Source organism: Kitasatospora sp. NPDC091276, from assembly GCF_040684355.1.
Classification (GTDB): Bacteria; Actinomycetota; Actinomycetes; order Streptomycetales; family Streptomycetaceae; genus Kitasatospora.
The window spans coordinates 66,621-84,477 of sequence record NZ_JBFBFU010000018.1; the positions used below are offsets into that span (position 1 = coordinate 66,621).

A 17,857-nucleotide genomic window follows, 5' to 3' on the forward strand; every position below is an offset into this window, starting at 1 on the left:
CCAGCGTCGTCCCGTGGGGCACCCGGAGGCAACCGCGGAGGCTCCCGGGGCGGGTCGGACACGGCCTAGAAGGCTGATGAAGATCTTGAAAACGCGCCCGGCTTGCACCAGTTCGACCTGGTTGACATTTCCTGGCAAACCGGGGTGAATCGGGTGTCCGAAGCAAGATCTTCAGGAGACTTCTAGTCGCGGACCGAGGCGAGGTAGGCGGCGGTCAGGTCGGGGGTGGCCAGCCAGGCGGCGTGGTCGCTCGGCTCCGCGTAGGTGTTGGCGAGCCGGCGGGCGACCGCCTCGTGCTCGGCGGCGGCCGCGAACACACCCTGCACGTGGTCCGGCACGGTGAGCATCGCGGCGGTGAACTCGACCGCGTGCCGGGCGTGTTGACGCCAGAAGCGCTCTGCGGTGCGGCACATCCAGTCCGCGGTGTAGGGGGCCTCGCCGTGCTCGACGATCGCCCGCAGGTACGCCTGCGCCGCCCGCGCGGCGCTGTTGGCGCCCTGGCCGGCGATCGGGTCGTTCACCACCACCGCGTCGCCGAGGCCGAGCACGTGGACGGCGTCGACGCCGGTGCCCAGCTCCGCCACCGGCCGCCGCACCACCGGGGTGACGGCGCCTGACAGTCCGGCCCCGGCATCGGTCGGCTCGGCGTCCGCCCACAGCTCCGCCTCCCACGGCAGGTACTCGCGCAACAGGGCGCGGATCCGGACGAGTTGGGCGTCGGGCGCCGGGGCGTCGCGGAACGCGTCCAGCGGCCCGCCGGGCAGCGCCTCCCACAACAGGATCGCGCACGGGCCGGAGAGGGTCAGGGCCGGTTGCAGGTACAGCTCGCCCAGGCCGGGCAGCGCGTGCATCCGCGCCCGCGGCTCGGTGGCCGGATCCGGCGAGCCCACCCCGTGGACGTACAGGCAGGACAGCGCCCGCTGCGGCCGGTCGAACGGCGAGCGGGCGGCGTCGCGTTCGAAGACCCCGGCCAGTTCGCCGCGCCCGGCCGCGACCACCGTCAGCTCGTGCCGGCGGGCGAGCTCGCACAGGCCGTCCCGGTCCAGCGAGCGGTACTCGACCCGGCCGCCGCGCTCTTCCAGCAGTTCCAGCCAGCGCGCCAGTTTCAGCCGCTGGTCCACCGACTGGGCGGGCTCGTCGAGCGTCATGGTGAACTCCAGCGCCCGCACCCCGGGCGGCACGGCGAGCACCGACCGGACGGCGCGGACCGCCGGCGCCTCCCCCGCCCACAGGTCCAGCCCGGCCGCCGCCTCGGTCCGCAACGCCGGTCCGAACATCGCCTGGGTGGACAGCACCCGCCCGCCGCACACCTGCTCGGGGGTGCGCTCGGCGATCAGCGTCACCTGGTAGCCGGCCGCCACCAGCCCCAACGCGAGCTGCAGGCCGGCCTGGCCCGCTCCGACGACGGCGATCCGGCGCATGGCGGCCTCCAGGGTGGGTGGTCTCGGCTGACGGCGCCGCCGGCGGCCCGGCTGACGGCCCGTCACGCAGGCACAGTAGCCGAGCCGCCGGGGCGCGTCACCGGGGCCGGGCGGGCCCGGCCGCTCGGCCCGGGGCTCCACCAGCGCCGGCCACGCCCCGGCGCGGCCGGCTCAGCCGCGCAGGTGCGCGGTGAGCACCTCGACCACGGCCGCGGTCTGGTCCGCCACGTAGAAGTGCCCGCCGGGGAAGACCCGCAGGTCGAAACCGCCGGTGGTGTGCCGGTCCCACTGGGCGGCCTGGTCGACGGTGGCGTTCTGGTCGGTCTCCCCCACCAGCGCGGTGATCGGCTGCGGCACGGTCGCCTCCGGCGCGCAGCGGTACGTCTCGATGGCGGTGTAGTCGGCCCGCAGCGCCGGCAGGATCAGCTCGCGCAGCGCCGGGATGGTGAGGATCCGCTCGTCCGTCCCGCCGAGGCGCACGATCGTGTCGAGCAGCCCGTCGTCCGGCAGCCGGTAGACGGCGGTCTCCCGGGGCAGCGAGGGCGCGCGGCCCGCCGAGACGAACAGCCGCTCGGGCCCCGGGAGGCCGTCGCGGGCGAAGCAGCGGGCGGTCTCGAAGGCGACGGCCGCGCCCATGCTGTGCCCGAAGAAGGTCAGCGGCCGGTCCGTCCACTCGCGCAGCTCCCGGTAGAGCTGCTCGGCGAGCTCCAGCACCGAGTCGATCGCCGGTTCGGCGAAGCGGTTCTGACGGCCCGGGTACTGGACGGTGAGCACGTCGGCGTAGGGCGCGAGCGCGTTGGCGTACTCCATGTAGTAGCTGGCGGAGCCGCCCGCGTGGGGGAAGATCACGATCCGGGCGGGGGCGGAGTCGGACGGACTGAAGCGGCGGAACCACGGGTTGTCGACGGCGGCACTGCTGGACATGCGGATGCGGACCTCTCTCCGTGACGAACTCTGCTGACCCCAGTCTCGCAGGGCCCCACCCGACGCGGGCCCGAAACCCGGCGGTTCGACGATCTTGAGGCCCGACGGCGGTGACGGCGATCTGTCAGCGATCTGCCGGTCAGGCCTGTGATCGTGGGGCTGCCGGCGGGGCCGCGGTCTCGAATCGCGGGTGTCCCGGCGGCCCCGAATTCGCCAGGAGGTCATCAGCATGTCGTCCACAACCCGCAGCCGGCCGTGGGACGTTCACCGGCCGCCGGCCGCCGCCGGGAGGAGCGTCCTGGTCACCGGGGGCAACGCCGGTATCGGCTACTTCGTCGCCGAGCAGCTCGCCGGGGCCGGCGCCACGGTCGTGCTCGGCAGCCGGGACGCCGGTCGGGCCGGGGCCGCCATGGCGTCGATCCGCTCCCGCGTCCCCGGCGCCGTGGTGCGCCACCTCCCGCTGGACCTCGCCGACCTGCCCTCCCTGCGGGCCGCCGTGGACGGGCTCGCCCTCGACCGCCTCGACGCGGTCGTCCACAACGCCGGGGTCGCGCTGGACGATCCGCCGCGCCGGGAGACCGGCGCCGGGCACGAGCTGATGTTCGCGACCAACCACCTCGGGCACGTCGCGCTCACCCGCTGGCTGGCCCCCCTGCTCGCGGCCGCACCGGCGGGCCGCATCGTGACGGTCGGCAGCTTCGCGGCCCGCTCGGAGCGACTGGACCTCGACGACCTCCAGTCGGCCGCGGACTACCGGCCCAAACGCGCCTACGGCCGCTCGAAACTGGCGCAGATGACCTTCGGCCTCGAACTCGACCGACGCCTCCGCGCCGCCGGCAGCACCGTGCTCAGCCTGCTGGCGCACCCCGGCGGCGCACTCGACTCGCTCACCCCGCCCCGCCCGCCGGTCCACACCCGGACCGTCGGCGAAGGGCTGCGCGGCCTGCCGGCCGGGCTCCTGCTCCAGGGCAAGGACCACGGCGCGTGGCCGATCGTCCGGGCCGTCCTCGACCCGCAGGCGCAGGGCGGCCAGCTCTGGGGCCCCCGCGTCTTCGGCCTGCGCGGCGCCCCCCGCCTCGAACCCGCCCAGCCCCACCTGACCGACCGCGCCGTCGCCGGCCGCCTCTGGGACGCCACCTGCCGACTCGCCGCCGTGGACCCCCACCTCGGCCTCCTCTGACAGTGATGATGTGACTGGTGGTTCTGCTGATGAGTCTGACTCGCCCTCTGACTGACGTCTCGGACTGTCCTGTTTTGGATTTGTCGGCTCATCAGCGGGGTCACCACGCACGCGGCCGGACGGGCGCCTGTGACTTCATAGGAGCTTGGTCCAGAAGCCCCGTCACTGTCTTGTCCACCCGCCCGACCGGCGCGTGCCGCCCTCGGCTCGGACAAGCGGCAAGGACGGACATGACCAGCATGACGCACGACAGCCCGGAGATCACCGGCGGAGTCGACACCCACGGACTGACTCACCACGCGGCCGTGATCGATCCGCTCGGCCGGCACCTCGCCGACCAGGAATTCCCCGCCACCATCGTCGGCTACCGGGCCCTGTTGGACTGGATGCGCTCGCAGGGCACCCTGAAAGCAGTCGGGGTCGAAGGGACGGGCGCCTACGGCGCCGAGCTCGCCCGAGTGTTGACCGCAGCCGGGGTGACGGTCGTCGACGTCGACCGGCCGGACCGCAAGACCCGCCGGATGAAGGGCAAGTCCGACCCGATCGACGCCTACGCCGCCGCCACGGCGGTGGCCTCCGGGCGGGCCACCGGCATCCCCAAGAGCCGAGACGGCGTGGTCGAGGCCGTCCGGGTCCTGCGCGTTACGCGCCGCAGCGCGGTCAAGGCCCGCACCCAGGCGATGAACCAGATCCGCGGCCTGCTGGTGTCCGCTCCAGCGGTGCTGCGCGAGCAGCTGGCCGGCCTGGACCGCAGCGTCCTGATACGCACCCTTTCCCGCCTGCGTTGCGGCGGCGACCTGTCCACACCGCTGACGGCGACCAAGGCCGCGCTGCGGCGCCTGGCCCGCCGCCACCAGGCGCTGGACGACGAGATCGCCGAACTCGACGCCGAGATCGGCCCAATGCTCAAGCAGGCCGCCCCGGAACTCCTCGCGCTGTTCGGCGTCGGTCCCGAGACCGCCGGCCAGCTACTGGCCTCCGCCGGGGACAACCCCGAACGGATGCGTTCCGAGGCCGCCTTCGCCCACCTGGCCGGGGTCGCTCCGATCCCGGCTTCCTCCGGCCGCACCCACCGCCACCGACTCAACCGCGGCGGCGACCGGGCGGCGAACAACGCCCTGCACACCATCGTGCTGGTCCGCATGCGCTACGACGAGCGCACCCGCGCCTACGTCGAACGCCGCACAAAGGAAGGCCTGTCCAAGAAGGACATCATGCGCTGCCTCAAGCGCTTCGTCGCCCGCGAGATCTACCGCGCCCTGACCAGCACACCAACCCGACGAATCACCCAAACCGACCTCGCTCCTGCGGCTTGACATCCATAGGAGCATCCACCGCTCCGGCAAGCTGCCGCTCCGGCCTCATCCGTCGGGAGGTCAGTCCACCCAGGGATCCGGTTCGGTCACCCAGCCGGCGGCGAGGACCAGCCCGGTGACGCGATGGACCGCGAGGAAGCCGAAAGGCCGGGCGAAGCAGACCTCGACGTGCCGGATCCGGTACGGGGGCGGGGGCGGTGGCGGACAGCCTGCCGCTGCGGCCGAGATGGCGGTCACCGAGGCCGCCCGGAAGCCGCGCGGGCCGAAAGTCGCGGTGGCGGTCTGGGCGGCGCCCTGGACGAACAGCGGCTCGCCGTCCGAGAGCCCGGGCAGTCGGTGCTCGACCCGTGAGGAGGTGCTCGCCGACGCCAGGCCGAACAGTTCGGGGCGCGCCAGCAGGTCGTGCTCGGCCTTGACCGTGAACCGGGGGACGTACACACACAGTTCCGGCTGCGGCCGGCGGCTGCGTCGCCAGCCCAGGGTGAGTCCGGGCCCCGGAGATCCGGTGGGCAGGCGGTCCGCGGTGATCCGACGGTGCCGGTGGGACAGCGCCGCGATCCCGGCAGCCAGCACCCGGCCCGCCGGGGCGTCCGGCTCGCCGAGCAGCAACCGGACGTCGATGTCGCCGTGCCCGAGGACACGCAGCTCGGTGACCGGTCCGGTCGGCGTCTCCAGGACGGCGGCCCGGTCCAGCAGGGAGGTCCACCGCGACAGGTACGCGACCGGTCCACCCCACTCGTCCTCGAGTTCCGGGCCCGCTCCCTCCTCGAACGGCCGGATCCAGTCGGTCCGGACGGTGAGCGCGGCGGCCAGCACCAGGCGGGTGTCCGGGTCCAGGCTCACCGGCATCGCGTCGACCAGACCGTCCGTGCACCGCGCGGCCCAGGCGTCGAGCGCCCGCAGGTCCTCCGCCGTGTCCCCGCTCAGCCGCCCGTGGACGTCCGCCGGCAGTGCCGCCGACCACTCCGGCCGGAGCCGATCCGCCGACCAGAACCCGAGCGCCGCACCGACTCCCGGCAACCCCCGCAACAGGCCGAGGAGTTCACCCGCACACACGGCGGCGGCCTCGGCCCGCATCCCAAGGGCCTCCTCCAACTCCCCTCGGACGGCGGGGCTCCCCGCCGGAGCCAGCACCCCGAGCAGCGGCCATACCCCGGCCGGCATCAGCACCGTCCCGTGGGCCGCTCGCGCCTGCTCGACCCACCGCACACCCAGCCCGTTGACCGCCCGTACCGCCTCGGCCCGGCCCATCCGCCCCCCTCGATCGGCGTTTTGCGCGCCGAGCGTAAGGCCTGGGCGGGGCGGGGTGCGAGGGGATTTCACCGCTCCCGGCGCAGGGTCAGGCTCTCGTCGGGGGCGGGCTCGTGGACGCGGACGACGCGGGCGTCGGCGCCATGCCGCGCTCCTGCCGCCACCACGGCAGGAACGATGCCGGGGGCCTCACCGGGCCGGGCCGAAGTGGACGGCTGTGGCGCGGGAGCGGGAGGCGGTGTCGAGGAGCAGGACGGACGCCGCTTCCGGGGCCGGGGTCGGCGCGCCGGAGCGCGTGTGGCGGGTGAAGGCGGCGAGCAGTTGGTCCAGGCCCCGGCGGTGGCGGGCGAAGACCCGGGCGGAGGCGTGGCGGCCCCGGGCCCGCTGGCCGTCCAGCGCGGTGGCGGCGCCGACGTCGAGCAGCACCAGGTGCAGCTGCCGGCCCTGCCGGGCGGCCTCGCGGGCGAGCCAGCGGCGCATCCAGGCGCGGCTGCCGCAGTCGTGCACCAGCAGTGGCCCGCCGCGCCGCACGGAGGCGCGCAGCAGCCGGACGTGCTCCAGTCGGGCCCAGGGCCGGTAGACCGCGTACGGCAGGCGCGCGGGCATGACCGCCTCGCAGGCCTCGTGGACGGCGCGCGGGTCGACGGTCGGCACCGCCCCCGCCCCCGACCAGCGCCGCAGCAGCGTGCTCTTGCCCGCGCCCGGCAGGCCCGACACGACCACGACGGCATCGGGCGGGTAGCCCACGGTGAACGCCGCCCCCGCGACGCCTCGCAGGTCGAGGACGCCGTGCGGGCGCTCCTCGGCCCCCTGCCCGCCCGGCGCCTCGGCCGTGCCCGTGCTGGTGCCCACGTGTCCCCCGTCCCTGTCCGACGGGGAACCCTAACAACTCCCGGCCGCGGGTACGGCACTCCGGTCCGGTCACGGCAGGACGCCCCGGCAGCGGCCCCTGCACCCGGGATCCCCGGCACCACTCCACCACCGCGCCCGCCCTAAGCTGACGTCCCATCAGACAGGAGGCCGCAGCATGGCGGAGTCGGGGCCGACGTACACCGGGCTGGTGTTGGCGGGGCTGGAGCGGGATCCGGGGCGGGTGGCGATCCGCTGGGGGGAGGAGGCGCTGACCGCCCGGGAGTGCCTGGACGGGGTGTACCGGACGGCGCGGGCGCTGGCGGGTGCCGGGCTCGGGCGCGGGGACGGGGTGACGGTGCTGGCCGGGAACCGGCCGGAGGCGGTGCTGGTGCGGTTGGCCGCGAACCTGCTGGGGTGCCGGGTCGCGATGCCGCATCCGGACGGCCCGGTCGGGGAGTCGGTGGCGCTGGCCGGGTTCGCCGGGACGTCGGCGCTGGTCTTCGATCCGGCCCGCTGCCGGGCCGCCGCCGGGGGGATCGCGCGGTCGCTGCCCTCGGCGGGCCTGTTCGCGCTGGGGCCGTCGGCGCTCGGGGTGAACCTGTCGGCGTCGGCCGCGTCCTGCTCGCCGGAGCCGCTGGCCCCGCGGTTCCGCCCGCAGGACGTGATGGCGGTGCGGTTCACCGGCGGGACGACGGGCCGGCCGAAGGGTGTGCTGCGCCGGTTCGGCCGGCCGCCGCGACCGGCGCTCCTGTCCGGTTCTACGTTCCTGCTCTGTACGGAGCTGTGCCACGGCGGCGGTACGACGGCGGATCTGGCGCTGGCGGCGGGCGGCACGGTGGTGTTGCAGGAGGCCTTCGCCGCCGAGGCGGTGCTGGCGGCGATCGAGCGGTTCCGGGTCTCCCGGGTGTATCTGCCGCCGCACCTGCTCTACCGCGTGCTGGACCATCCGCTGCTGCGCGCGACCGACACCGGCAGCCTGCGCCGCGTCACGTACACCGGCTGTCCGCCGTCGCCGCGCCGGTTGGCGGAGGCGACGCGGCGGCTGGGCCGGGTGCTGCACCAGACGTACAGCCTGACGGAGTGCGGGCCGGTGACGAGGCTGGGCCCGGACGAGCACCTGGACCCGCGGCTGCTGGCGACGGCCGGGCGCCCGTTCCCGGACACCGAGGTGCGGATCGTGGACGAGGAGGGGACGGTGCTGCCGGCGGGCCGGACCGGGGAGATCTGCGTCCGCACCCCGACGGCGATGGTCGGCTACTGGCGCGACCCCGAGCTGACCGCCCGGGTGCTGCGGGACGGCTGGCTGCACACCGGCGATCTGGGCAGTCTGGACGCGGCCGGCTATCTGACGGTGGCCGGGCGCCGCCCGATGGCGATCGTGGACGGGCACAACGTCTTCCCCCGGGACGTCGAGGAGCCGCTGCGCGCGCACCCTGAGGTGCGGGAGGCGGTGATGTTCGCGACGGCCGGCCCGGACCGGCTGGAACGGGTGCACGCGGCCGTGGTCACCGGGCCGGGATCGCGGGCGACGGCGGAGGAACTGCGCCGCTGGGCTCGGGAGCGGGTCGGGCCGCGGTGCGCGCCGGACTCCGTCCTGGTGCTGCCGGGGATCCCGCTGACCGGGGCGGGGAAGCCGGACCTCGACGCGCTGCGGACGTTGGCCACGTCCTCGGAGGGACGGACCGTCACCCCTACAGGGGCGCGCGAGGGAGTGTGACGCGCCCTACTGATGCTTCGAGCGCCCGCGCGGGCGACCTCTCGCGCGGCGGACGACGGGAAGAACCGCCTGTGGACACTCGACCGTGCGGACCGAACTGCCGATACAACCCCGGCGGCGTTCCTCCGCACCGTCCCCAGGAGGCACTTCCTTGACCTGGCTACGCGTCCTGACCGCACTCGGAATCCTCGCCGTCGCGGCCAGTGCAGTGCTCGTCTTCGCCCTCTGCACCGCCACCGCCCGGGGCGAGCGCGCCGGTGAGGACGCACCCGACCTGCGCGCGGACGCCGAAGGCAGCGGGCTCTTCCAGCGGATGGGCGGCGACAGCTGACGGACCCGACGGCCGCCGCCCACCCGCTTCCTCGGTGCCCGCCGCCTCAGTGCCCGGCGATGTCGTCCGGACGGACCTCGATGTGGTCGGCCGCGAGGTCGACCGCCACCCGGTGCTCCATTCCGAGCGCCTCCAGGAACTTGACCGGCAGCTGCACCCGGCCGGTGCGGTCCAGCATCACGTACTCGCGCTCGTTGACCGACTCCTCGCCGTGCTCGTCCGTGACGGTGCGGCGCAGCACCTCGCTGCTGGTCCGGCCGTCCCGGATGGCGACCGTGCGGCGCACCTCGCCCGCGACCATCGGGTCGTGGGTGACGATGACGACGGTGGCGCCGAGTTCGCGGTTGACGGTGCGGAAGGACTCGAAGATCACCCCCGCGGTCTCGGAGTCCAGTTCGCCGGTGGGCTCGTCGGCGAGCAGCACCGGCGGGTTGTTGGCCATCGCCACCGCGATCGCGACCCGCTGCTGCTGGCCGCCGGAGAGCTCGTTGGGGCGGCGGTGGGCGAGGTCGCCGATCTCCAGCGCCTCCAGCAGCTCGGCCACCCGGTCGGCCTGCTGCTTGGCCCGCCCGGCCCCGGCCCGGCGCCCGCGCAGCTGCATCGGCAGGGCGATGTTCTCGGCGGCGGTGAGGAAGGGCAGCAGGTTGCGGGCGGTCTGCTGCCAGATGAAGCCGACCACCTCGCGCCGGTAGCGCAGCCGCTCCCGGGCGGACATCTCCAGCAGGTCGCAGCCGGCGACGGTGGCGCTTCCGGCGGTCGGCACGTCGAGCCCGGCCAGGATGGTCAGCAGGGTCGACTTGCCGCTGCCGGAGGCACCGACCAGGGCGACCAGGTCGCCCTGCTGGATGGTCAGCTCCAAGCCCTGCAACGCCTGGACCTCGACGCCCTCGGCGCTGAAGATCCGCACCAGCCGGTCGCAGACGATGGCCGCGCCCTCGCCGTACGCCTTGGGCGAGGCGGCGGCGAGGGCCCGCTGCCGGAGCTCCTGCAAGCTGGGGGCCTCGGCGACCGGCTGCTCCTGGGGAGTGCTCTTCACCGCTCGTCTCCTGTCTTGACTGTCCTAGAGGTCCTGGCGGTCCTGAAGGTCCTGACGGTCCTGAAAATCTCGACGACCTTGACGGTCCCCACGGTCCCGGCGGCCGGCGCCGGTGTCACGGCCCGTACCGCGCCTCCCGCCCTCACCGCTGGTCCCCCGCCCGCAGTTCGGTGGCGATCTGGCGCCGGCCGGAGACGGCCGCCTCCAGGACCACCCCGAGGCAGACCACCAGCGCCAGGCCCGCCGTGGGCAGCAGCACCGGCAGCAGGACGGGGGTCAGCACGTCGCCGACGTTGGCGCCGACCAGCGCCGACAGGTCGAAGGCCGACCCGAGCAGTCCGACCGCCGCCAGCGCGACCAGCCCGCCGCCGACGGCCGCCACCAGGGCCTGCGGCAGCGTCTCGGTGATGATCAGCGCCAGCCCCTGCCGGGGCCGCAGGCCCATGGTGCGCAGTCGGGCCAGCAGGGCCGTGCGCTCAGGGGCGGCCCGGACCAGTGTCAGCAGGACGGCCAGCAGGGCGAACCCGGCGCCGGCGGCACCCGAGTACCAGAACAGGCGTTCCGCGGAGCGCTGCAGCGGGTCGGCGGCGAGCGTGGCGGCCACCTCGTGGCTGCTGCGGACCGTGTACCCGGGGGGCAGCCCGTAGCTGCCCTTGCCGGCGGCCACGGCCTCGTCCCGGATCAGCTTGGCGAGGCCCGTGGCGGTGGTCAGGCCCCGGTCCAGGAGCAGGTTCCTGACCTGTCCGGCGTCGACGTTGCCGGCGGAGAGCCACTTGTTCGTCCGCTTGAGCTCCGGAAGGCGCTCGGAGGCGGGCCCGACAGGCACCACCATGAACGGCTTGCCGGGGTCCGGCAGGGCGGGGGTGCCGGTGACGATCCCGGCGACGGTGGTGCGCAGTTGGCCCCCGTTGGGCGTGCGCAGCCGGGGCGGGCCGCCGGCCAGTTGCTTGGACAGGCCGCTGCTGAACAGTGCCGGCACCGGGGTGTCCGGGCCGCCGGGGGTGCCGGCGAGCACCGCCGGGTCGAACTCGCCCACCCCGGAGGCCCGGGCGATCTCGGCGTAGGCCTTCGGCTCGGCCACCACGAGGATGGCCGAGGTGGAGTCGCCGTCGGCGCCGGTGAAGAAGGCCCCGGGCTCGACCCACACCCCGGTCGCGGCCCGTACGCCGGGCAGTTCGGCGGCGGCCGTGGTGAACGCCTCCGGCAGGGTCGCGTAGACCGGCAGGGTGACGGAGACGTCACCGCCGGTGGCGATCCGGCCGGCGCGCAGCCGGACGCTGTCCACGGTGTCGAGCACGGTGGCGCCGAAGCCGGTCGTGGTGACGGCGATCACCAGGGCGAGCAGCGGCAGCGCGGAGGGCCGGCGGCGGCCCGAGCTGTCGCGGGCGGCGCGGGCCAGGCCGAGGAAGCCGATCAGGCCGCGGCCGCGCCCGGCGAGGGCGGCCAGCCAGCCGACCACCAGCGGCTGGATCCGGGCCAGCAGCAGGCCGCCGGTGAGGGCGAGCATCAGCGGGGCGGTCACCAGCAGCGGGTCCAGGCCGTTGCCGGGGGCGACGCCGCGGCGGCGGACCTCGGCCACGGCCGCGGCGGTGACGGCCAGGACGGCGAGTTCGCCGACGAGTCGGCGCCAGCCGGCCACGGCCTTCGGCGGGGACAGCAGTACGGCGGCGCGCGCCGGGAAGGCCAGCACGGCGATCAGGGTGACCGCCAGGGCGGTGAGCAGGGCGTTGCCCCACCGGGGGGTGGGCAGCAGCACCAGGGCGAGGGCCGTTCCGAGCAGGGCGGAGGGCAGCACGGTCGCCGCGCCCTCGCCGAGCAGGCGCAGCAGGATGCCTCCGCGCGAGCCGCCTCGGGCCTGGAGCAGCCGGAGTTCGGCGGTGCGCCGGTCGGCGGTGAGGGCCGCCGCGAGGCACAGCACCACGACGGCCACCCCCGCCACTCCGGCCGGTCCGATCGCGGCCAGCGAGGCCGCGGCGTCGTAGCGGGCGGTGGCCCGGGTGAAGACGTCGGGCAGGAGCGAGGTGACGTGCAGGTCCGGGCGCTTGGTCACGTCGGCGAGGGTGGTGGCGCCGCGCCCGACCAGGTAGGAGCCGACGGTGGCGCGGGTCTCGGCCAGCTGGTCGGCGCGCAGGGCGCCGGAGTCGACGGGCAGCCGCCAGAAGTTCACGCCGCCGTTGCCCCAGAGGATCAGCTGGTGCAGGCCGCTGTCGCCGACGAAACCGGTGGTCGCCCAGTGGAGCTCCGTGCCCTGGCCCTCCAGGCAGGCGCGGGCGGGGCAGCCGATGTCGTCCCAGGTCGGGTCGGTGGGGTTGTTGACGCGGTAGAAGCCGACCACGGTGGACCGGGTCCGGCCGGTCAGGTCGCTGCCGTTGTCGACGACGTCACCGAGCTTGACGCCGATGGTCTCGGCGGCCTTCTGGCTGACGATCATCGGCAGAGGTGCGCCCTCCTCCGCGGAGCCCGGCCAGACGCCGTCGGTGAGGGTCACGAGCTCCTTGAGCCCGTGCAGGTACAGCAGGCCGAGCACCGGCGGATGGTCGGAGAGACGGGCGTAGCCCTCGTTGAACATCTTGCGCGGGGACTTGGCCCGGCTGCCGTAGAGCTGGCTGGTCCCGGTGAGCGGCAGGTTCCGGCCGATCTCCGCGGTCAGCTTCTGCTGCACGTCGTCGAGGGCGGAGGCCGGGTCGCTCAGGTTCGGCTCGGAGGTGGCTTGCAGGCTGGTCGCGTTGACGCCCTTCTGGTGCACGAAGTCCCGCAGGGCGCTGTCCGCGCCCCGGTCGACGACGCGGGGGAAGGCCGCCGCCATGAACACCGTGACGAAGGCGAGCGCCGCCATGAGCAGGGTGGCCAGCGGCGTCGCGCGCAGCCGGGTGCGGACCCAGGGCGCGGGGCCGTGGGCGGGCGCGGGCGAAGGGGTGGGCACGGTGGTGCCGGCCTTGGTGGTCACATCTCCTCCACGTGGCGCAGCCGGGCGGCCACGTCTCGACGGCGGCGTCCGATCAGGAAGGCCGACAACAGGGGAACGACGGCGATCGCGGCCGTGAGCAGTAGCGCCTGGCCGAGCGGCAGCTCGATCAGCGCCCCGGGCGTCGGGCGGCGGGCGGCCGGCGTCAGCACGACGAACGGCACGATCAGGTGGACGAGCAGCGTGCCGAGGGCCAGTCCGACGGCCCCGCCGAGGGCGACCAGGAGGGCCTGTTCGGCGGCCATGGTGCGGGTCACCTGCTTGCGGCGGGCGCCCAGCGCGAGCAGCAGGGCGGAGTCCCGGGAGCGTTCGCGGGCGGAGGCGGCCACGGCGGCGCCGAAGCCGATCGCGGCGAGCACCCCGGTGACGACCGCGATGACCATGAGCGCGCTCTGCGGAGCGGCGCCGACCGGGTCGCTGAGCAGGTCCTCGACGGCCTCCTCGTAGAGCTGGACGTCCTGGGCGCCGGGGGCGGCGCGCAGCGCGGCGGCGGCCTCGGCGGGGGTCCGGTCGCCGGGGCCGGTGGCGGGCAGCCACCACTCGGCGCGGTTGGGCAGTTCGCCGCCCTGTGCGGCCAGCAGCCGGGCCGTGGTGGAGAGGTCGACCATGAGCGCGTTGGGGCCGGCCGCCGGCAGGGCGTCGACCACGGCGGTGATCTTGACCGGCAGGACGATCCCGGAGAACGGCACCTGGATGGTGTCGCCGACGGAGCCGCCGACGACCTTCAGGTAGTCGCGGGTGACGATGCCGGACACGGTGGCCGGCACGCTCGTCCCGGTCGGCTGGAGGACGGCGCGGGCCATGTCCCCGAGGCCGTTGGCGAAGCGGTAGCGGATGGTGAACAAGCGGTCGGCGCCGGTCGGTTCGGATCCGAGGACGGCGGCCGGCCCGGGCACCACGTCGCCGATGGCCCGGACGGGGGGCGCCGTCGCCGTCCAGCCGAAGCCGGCCGGCACCTGGACGGCGGTCGCGGGGCCGTCGGCGCTGTCGGAGACGGACAGCCGGTGGACGGTCAGCTCCCCGTTGGACCGGTCGCCGAAGGCGACGATCACGCCGACCACGGTCAACGGCGAGGCGGCCGAGCCGAGCGGGGCGTCGACCAGCGTGGTCAGCGAGGCCGAGACCTTGGCGTCGCCGGTCAGCGGGAGCGTGCCCAGCGAGACCTTGTGGATCATGCCGAAGCGGTCGCGCAGCAGCAACCTGGCCTCCGGGTGAAGCGACGGACCAGTCCTGCCGCCGGGCGTCCCGGCCTGCTGCTCCGGCTGCTGGACGGTGACCTCCGCGTCGATCCGCAGCGGGTGGCCGGGCAGTTCCAGGCCGGCCGGCCCGGTGGGGGCGGGCTGGGCGAGCGACCCGAACAGGTCCTCGCGGGTGCGCCCGCCGAGCAGGTCGGAGCGGACCGGGACGCGCTCGGCGAAGGCGGCGGCGTCCACGGCGAGCAGTTGCCCCTTGCCGTTGGGCAGGGACTGCTCCTCGCGCACCAACGGGACCAGCCGGTCGCCGCCGGGCAGCGCGCCGTAGCGGCCGCCCTGGCCCATCAGGGCGTTGTGCGAGGCGGAGATCCGCAGGCCGCCGAGCGTGTTGAAGGCGGCCTGGTCGCGCTGGGAGGCGGTCCAGGTGGCGTGCTGGCCGATCGCCAGCACGCCGGTGGCCACGGCCATCACCAGCAGCAGCACGGGGCCGGTGGCACGGGCGGGCCGACGGGCCAGCTGCCAGCCGACCAGGGCCGGGCCGAGGCCACGGCCGCGCGCGGCCACCCGGGCACCGAGCCTGGCGGCGAGCGGCAGCAGGCGCAGCACCACCAGGGTGCCGGCGCAGAGCGCCAGGGTCGGGGTGGCGACCAGCAGCAGGTCCACGCCGAGCCGGCCGGAGGAGTCGGTGGACAGTCCGCCGCCGTACTGGCTGAGCTGCTGGTAGGCGAGCACGGCCAGGGCGAGGACGGCGAGGTCGCCGCCGTTGCGCGCGATGCCGGAGACCAGGGCCTGGCGGCGGCCGGAGCGGCTGCGCAGAGCGGCTCCGGCGCCGCGCAGGAGGCTGGGCAGGCTGGCCAGCAGGACGCAGGCGAAGGCGCAGAGCACGGCGATCGGCCAGAGCGACCAGCTGATGCCGGTGTCCAGGGGCACCTGGTGGTCGCTCCCGAAGCCGGCCAGGGCGCGGACCAGGAACGGAGTCAGCAGGGGGGCCAGCAGCGCGGCGGGCAGGGCGAGCAGCAGCGACTCCGTCGCGGTGAAGGCGCCGAGCCGGGCGCCGGAGGCGCCGCGGGCGGCGAGCAGCTCGTTCTCGGCCGTCTGCCGGGTCGCGATCAGGTTGACGACCAGCAGCAGCGCCGCGACGGCGAGCACGGCCAGCTGGAGGGCGCCGATCAGCAGGGTGGTCCGGGCGACCATCATGCTGGAGGACAACTCGCGCAGGATGTCGGGCAGTTCGGTCCGCGAGCTGATGCTGGCGCGGGTCTGCAGGTCGTCGGCGAGGCCCTGGGCGCGGTCGCCCATGGCCTCCGCCGCGGAGCGACCGATGCCCGCGAAGTCGGCGTCGAGCAGCCAGCTGCGGCTGCTCTGCACCAACCCGCCGGTGGTGAAGGCGCTCTGGTCGACCAGCATCGGGCCGTAGGTGGTGAAGCCGCTGACCTCGACCTCGTGGCCGCCGACCGGGTCGATGCGCCAGTACGCGTCGGTCGGGTCGACGGCCCGGTAGACGCCGGTGACGCGGACGGTCAGCGACTTGCCGCCGAGGCGGTCCGCCACCTGAACATCGGCGGGCAGGGCCTGGTCGGTGAGGCCGAGCCGCGCCAGCATGGTCTGCGGGACGGCGACCTGCGGGGCGGTGGCCTGGACCGGGCCGGAGGCCGCGGCGGGCCACGCACCGGCGAGCAGGCGGGTCCGGTCGCGGTCGAGGTCGGCGAGGACCGTCAGGTCGGGCTGGGTCCCGGTTCCGGGGACCGCGGACCCGGGGGCGCCGCTGGTGCTGGTGGCGCCGTTGGTACCGGTGGCGCCAGTAGTGCCGGCACCGTCCGGCAGGCCGTAGGAGCGGCTGCGCAGCAGGCTGTCGGTGCGCACGGGCAGGTCCCCGAAGAGCCTGCCGCGGTAGACGGCGAGCTCCGCCTCGTCCTTCGCACGCTGGTCGAGCCCGTGTTCGGCGGTCACCACGACCGTGGTCCGAGCATGTCCTGGCCCCTGGAGCGCCTGCCGCAGACCGGCCTCGCCGACACTGCGGTTGAACGCCACCAGCGCGGTCAGCACGGCCGTGGTGATCAGTACAGCGAGCAGCACGGCGGCAGCCAGCGGCAGTCGCCCGCGCAGTCGGCGCACGACGAAGCCGAGCATCAAGTTCCTCCCCGGTCTTTACGTCCCCAGGCCGCGTCCCAGCCCCGTTCATCGATCCGATTCGGTCACAACTCGGCCACGAATGGACACACTTAGGGCACATCAACGCAATGATCACCGGCATTTGATCACCGGATAGCGGACGACTCTGTCAGATTCGATCCAGGAACGGAAGGGACTTGCGCTAACAAGTAAGTAATGAGCAAATTCCTTGCATTGGCAGCACCCGCACTTCGGGCGCCCGCCAGAATGCCATGAACATTTCATAACTCAGGCTCCACAGCACGCCTTTGGGAACGCCGACCCGCACCCCGGAAATCGCCGCCCGAAACCGTGAACCCGTGGCGCCGCCCGTCCGTAGACACTGGGTAGACACACACAGGGGGAAGCCTCAATGACGCAGCCTCAGGCCACCGCCACCACCAACGCCCCGATGGTGGCCGTGACCGACCTCCGGCGCAGCTTCGGCACCGGCGAGCGGACCGTGCACGCGCTGCGCGGCGTCTCCTTCACCGTCGGCCGCGGCGAACTCGCCGCGCTCAAGGGCCGGTCCGGCTCCGGCAAGACCACCCTGCTCAACCTGGTCGGCGGCCTGGACGCCCCGACCGCCGGCAGCATCGCCCTGGACGGCACCGACCTCGCCGAACTGGACGAGGACGGCCGGCTCGCCCTGCGGCGGGAGCGGATCGGCTTCGTCTTCCAGTCCTTCGGGCTGATCCCGATGCTCACCGCCGCCGAGAACGTCGGCGTGCCGATGCGGCTGCGCAAGGTCTCGGCCGCCGAACGCGAGGAGCGCGCGCACACCCTGCTGGCCCTCGTCGGCCTCGCCGACCAGGCCAACCAGCGGCCCGGCGAGCTCTCCGGCGGCCAGCAGCAGCGCGTCGCCATCGCCCGCGCGCTGGCCAACGAGCCCGGCCTGATCATCGCCGACGAGCCGACCGGCCAGCTGGACTCGGAGACCGGCCGCTCGATCATGCAGCTGCTGCGCGCCGTCGTCCGCAGCGAGGGCGTCACCGTGGTGGTCGCCACCCACGACCCGACGCTGATGGAACTCGCCGACCGGGTGATCGAGCTGCGTGACGGGCGGATCGTCGAGGAGGCGGCGAAGCCGGCCGCGTAGGGGTGGCCCGGGGTGCGCCGGCCCGTCCGGCCTGTCCACTCGGGCGGTCCTGTCCACTCGGGCGGTCCTGTCCGAACAGGCGGGCCGGCGCACCCCGGCGGCGCGACCGATGGAACCGGACGCGCTCCGCGAGCCCGTTCAGAGTGCCTTGAGCACCGCCTCGCAGGCTCGGCACCGCCGGGTGCGCTGGGACGGCGGGTACCACGGCTCGCCGGGCCCGGCCGGGCGGTAGGGCTCCCGTTCGAGGTCCGCCGTGTCGAGGCCGCAGAAGGTCGCCGGCCCCGGATCCTCCGGCACGTCCGGATCCGGCGGCGCCGCGTGCACCCAGCGAATCCGCGCGCCCACGTCGACCTCGCCCGCGTCCAGCACCTCGGTGGACGGCTCCAGCTCGACCAGCACGACCACTCCGCTCATACCTCGA

13 protein-coding genes are annotated in these 17,857 nt (G+C 74.8%); 5 read left to right on the top strand and 8 right to left on the bottom strand.

The genetic code is table 11. The annotated features are described in order from the left end of the window. Nucleotides 1-182: 182 nt before the first annotated feature. Nucleotides 183-1,487 (bottom strand): styrene monooxygenase/indole monooxygenase family protein, encoded by a 1,305-nt coding sequence (locus AB0O19_RS22695; protein WP_363621799.1) that lies wholly within the window; start codon nucleotides 1,485-1,487, stop codon nucleotides 183-185. 105 nt (nucleotides 1,488-1,592) lie between these two features. Beyond that, entirely contained in the window at nucleotides 1,593-2,345 is a 753-nt protein-coding gene (locus AB0O19_RS22700) for an alpha/beta fold hydrolase (protein ID WP_350881847.1), read from the bottom strand. Nucleotides 2,346-2,574: 229 nt separating this feature from the next. On the opposite strand from AB0O19_RS22700, the gene AB0O19_RS22705 reads away from it, so the two are divergent. Both AB0O19_RS22705 and AB0O19_RS22710 read left to right on the top strand, forming a co-directional pair. Then, nucleotides 2,575-3,525: an SDR family NAD(P)-dependent oxidoreductase gene (locus tag AB0O19_RS22705; RefSeq protein WP_363621801.1), complete on the top strand. Its 951-nt coding sequence runs from the start codon at nucleotides 2,575-2,577 to the stop codon at nucleotides 3,523-3,525. Between the two features lie 230 nt (nucleotides 3,526-3,755). Further along, on the top strand, nucleotides 3,756-4,841 hold the full coding sequence (locus tag AB0O19_RS22710) for an IS110 family transposase (protein ID WP_363621803.1): 1,086 nt from the start codon (nucleotides 3,756-3,758) through the stop codon (nucleotides 4,839-4,841). Between the two features lie 60 nt (nucleotides 4,842-4,901). On the opposite strand, the gene AB0O19_RS22715 is transcribed toward AB0O19_RS22710, so the two are convergent. Continuing rightward, nucleotides 4,902-6,092 carry a proteinase inhibitor I4 serpin gene (locus AB0O19_RS22715; protein ID WP_363621805.1) on the bottom strand — a complete coding sequence of 397 codons (1,191 nt, stop codon included), beginning with the start codon at nucleotides 6,090-6,092 and terminating at the stop codon, nucleotides 4,902-4,904. Between the two features lie 189 nt (nucleotides 6,093-6,281). Further along, complete coding sequence (locus AB0O19_RS22720) at nucleotides 6,282-6,944, bottom strand: AAA family ATPase (protein WP_363585569.1); 663 nt, start codon at nucleotides 6,942-6,944, stop codon at nucleotides 6,282-6,284. Between the two features lie 175 nt (nucleotides 6,945-7,119). On the opposite strand from AB0O19_RS22720, the gene AB0O19_RS22725 reads away from it, so the two are divergent. Continuing rightward, nucleotides 7,120-8,661 (top strand): AMP-binding protein, encoded by a 1,542-nt coding sequence (locus AB0O19_RS22725; protein ID WP_363621807.1) that lies wholly within the window; start codon nucleotides 7,120-7,122, stop codon nucleotides 8,659-8,661. A 151-nt stretch (nucleotides 8,662-8,812) separates the two neighbouring features. Further along, nucleotides 8,813-8,992, top strand: coding sequence for a hypothetical protein (locus tag AB0O19_RS22730; protein ID WP_363621809.1), 180 nt, complete (start codon nucleotides 8,813-8,815; stop codon nucleotides 8,990-8,992). Nucleotides 8,993-9,038: 46 nt separating this feature from the next. On the opposite strand, the gene AB0O19_RS22735 is transcribed toward AB0O19_RS22730, so the two are convergent. From AB0O19_RS22735 to AB0O19_RS22745, 3 genes are all read right to left on the bottom strand, one after another. Further along, nucleotides 9,039-10,028, bottom strand: a complete 990-nt coding sequence (locus tag AB0O19_RS22735; protein ID WP_363621811.1) for an ABC transporter ATP-binding protein — start codon at nucleotides 10,026-10,028, stop codon at nucleotides 9,039-9,041. A 142-nt stretch (nucleotides 10,029-10,170) separates the two neighbouring features. Then, a complete protein-coding gene (locus AB0O19_RS22740; RefSeq protein ID WP_363621813.1) occupies nucleotides 10,171-12,975 on the bottom strand; it encodes a hypothetical protein in 2,805 nt (934 codons plus the stop codon). Further along, nucleotides 12,972-16,316: an ABC transporter permease gene (locus AB0O19_RS22745; RefSeq protein WP_363621815.1), complete on the bottom strand. Its 3,345-nt coding sequence runs from the start codon at nucleotides 16,314-16,316 to the stop codon at nucleotides 12,972-12,974. Before AB0O19_RS22745 ends, AB0O19_RS22740 begins: the two co-directional genes overlap by 4 nt. Nucleotides 16,317-16,710: 394 nt before the next feature. Here AB0O19_RS22745 and AB0O19_RS22750 point away from each other — a divergent pair, with 394 nt between their 5' ends. Next, nucleotides 16,711-17,436, top strand: coding sequence for an ABC transporter ATP-binding protein (locus AB0O19_RS22750; RefSeq protein ID WP_363585575.1), 726 nt, complete (start codon nucleotides 16,711-16,713; stop codon nucleotides 17,434-17,436). A 138-nt stretch (nucleotides 17,437-17,574) separates the two neighbouring features. On the opposite strand, the gene AB0O19_RS22755 is transcribed toward AB0O19_RS22750, so the two are convergent. Continuing rightward, entirely contained in the window at nucleotides 17,575-17,850 is a 276-nt protein-coding gene (locus AB0O19_RS22755) for a hypothetical protein (protein WP_363621817.1), read from the bottom strand. Nucleotides 17,851-17,857: the final 7 nt, after the last annotated feature.

Excerpts from the sequence above, each read along its gene's own strand:
- AB0O19_RS22715 (WP_363621805.1), bottom strand. The coding sequence starts at position 6,092 with ATGGGCCGGGCCGAGGCGGTACGGGCGGTCAACGGGCTGGGTGTGCGG.
- AB0O19_RS22725 (WP_363621807.1), top strand. The coding sequence starts at position 7,120 with ATGGCGGAGTCGGGGCCGACGTACACCGGGCTGGTGTTGGCGGGGCTG.
- AB0O19_RS22705 (WP_363621801.1), top strand. The coding sequence starts at position 2,575 with ATGTCGTCCACAACCCGCAGCCGGCCGTGGGACGTTCACCGGCCGCCG.
- AB0O19_RS22710 (WP_363621803.1), top strand. The coding sequence starts at position 3,756 with ATGACCAGCATGACGCACGACAGCCCGGAGATCACCGGCGGAGTCGAC.
- AB0O19_RS22700 (WP_350881847.1), bottom strand. The coding sequence starts at position 2,345 with ATGTCCAGCAGTGCCGCCGTCGACAACCCGTGGTTCCGCCGCTTCAGT.
- AB0O19_RS22745 (WP_363621815.1), bottom strand. The coding sequence starts at position 16,316 with ATGCTCGGCTTCGTCGTGCGCCGACTGCGCGGGCGACTGCCGCTGGCT.
- AB0O19_RS22750 (WP_363585575.1), top strand. The coding sequence starts at position 16,711 with ATGACGCAGCCTCAGGCCACCGCCACCACCAACGCCCCGATGGTGGCC.
- AB0O19_RS22755 (WP_363621817.1), bottom strand. The coding sequence starts at position 17,850 with ATGAGCGGAGTGGTCGTGCTGGTCGAGCTGGAGCCGTCCACCGAGGTG.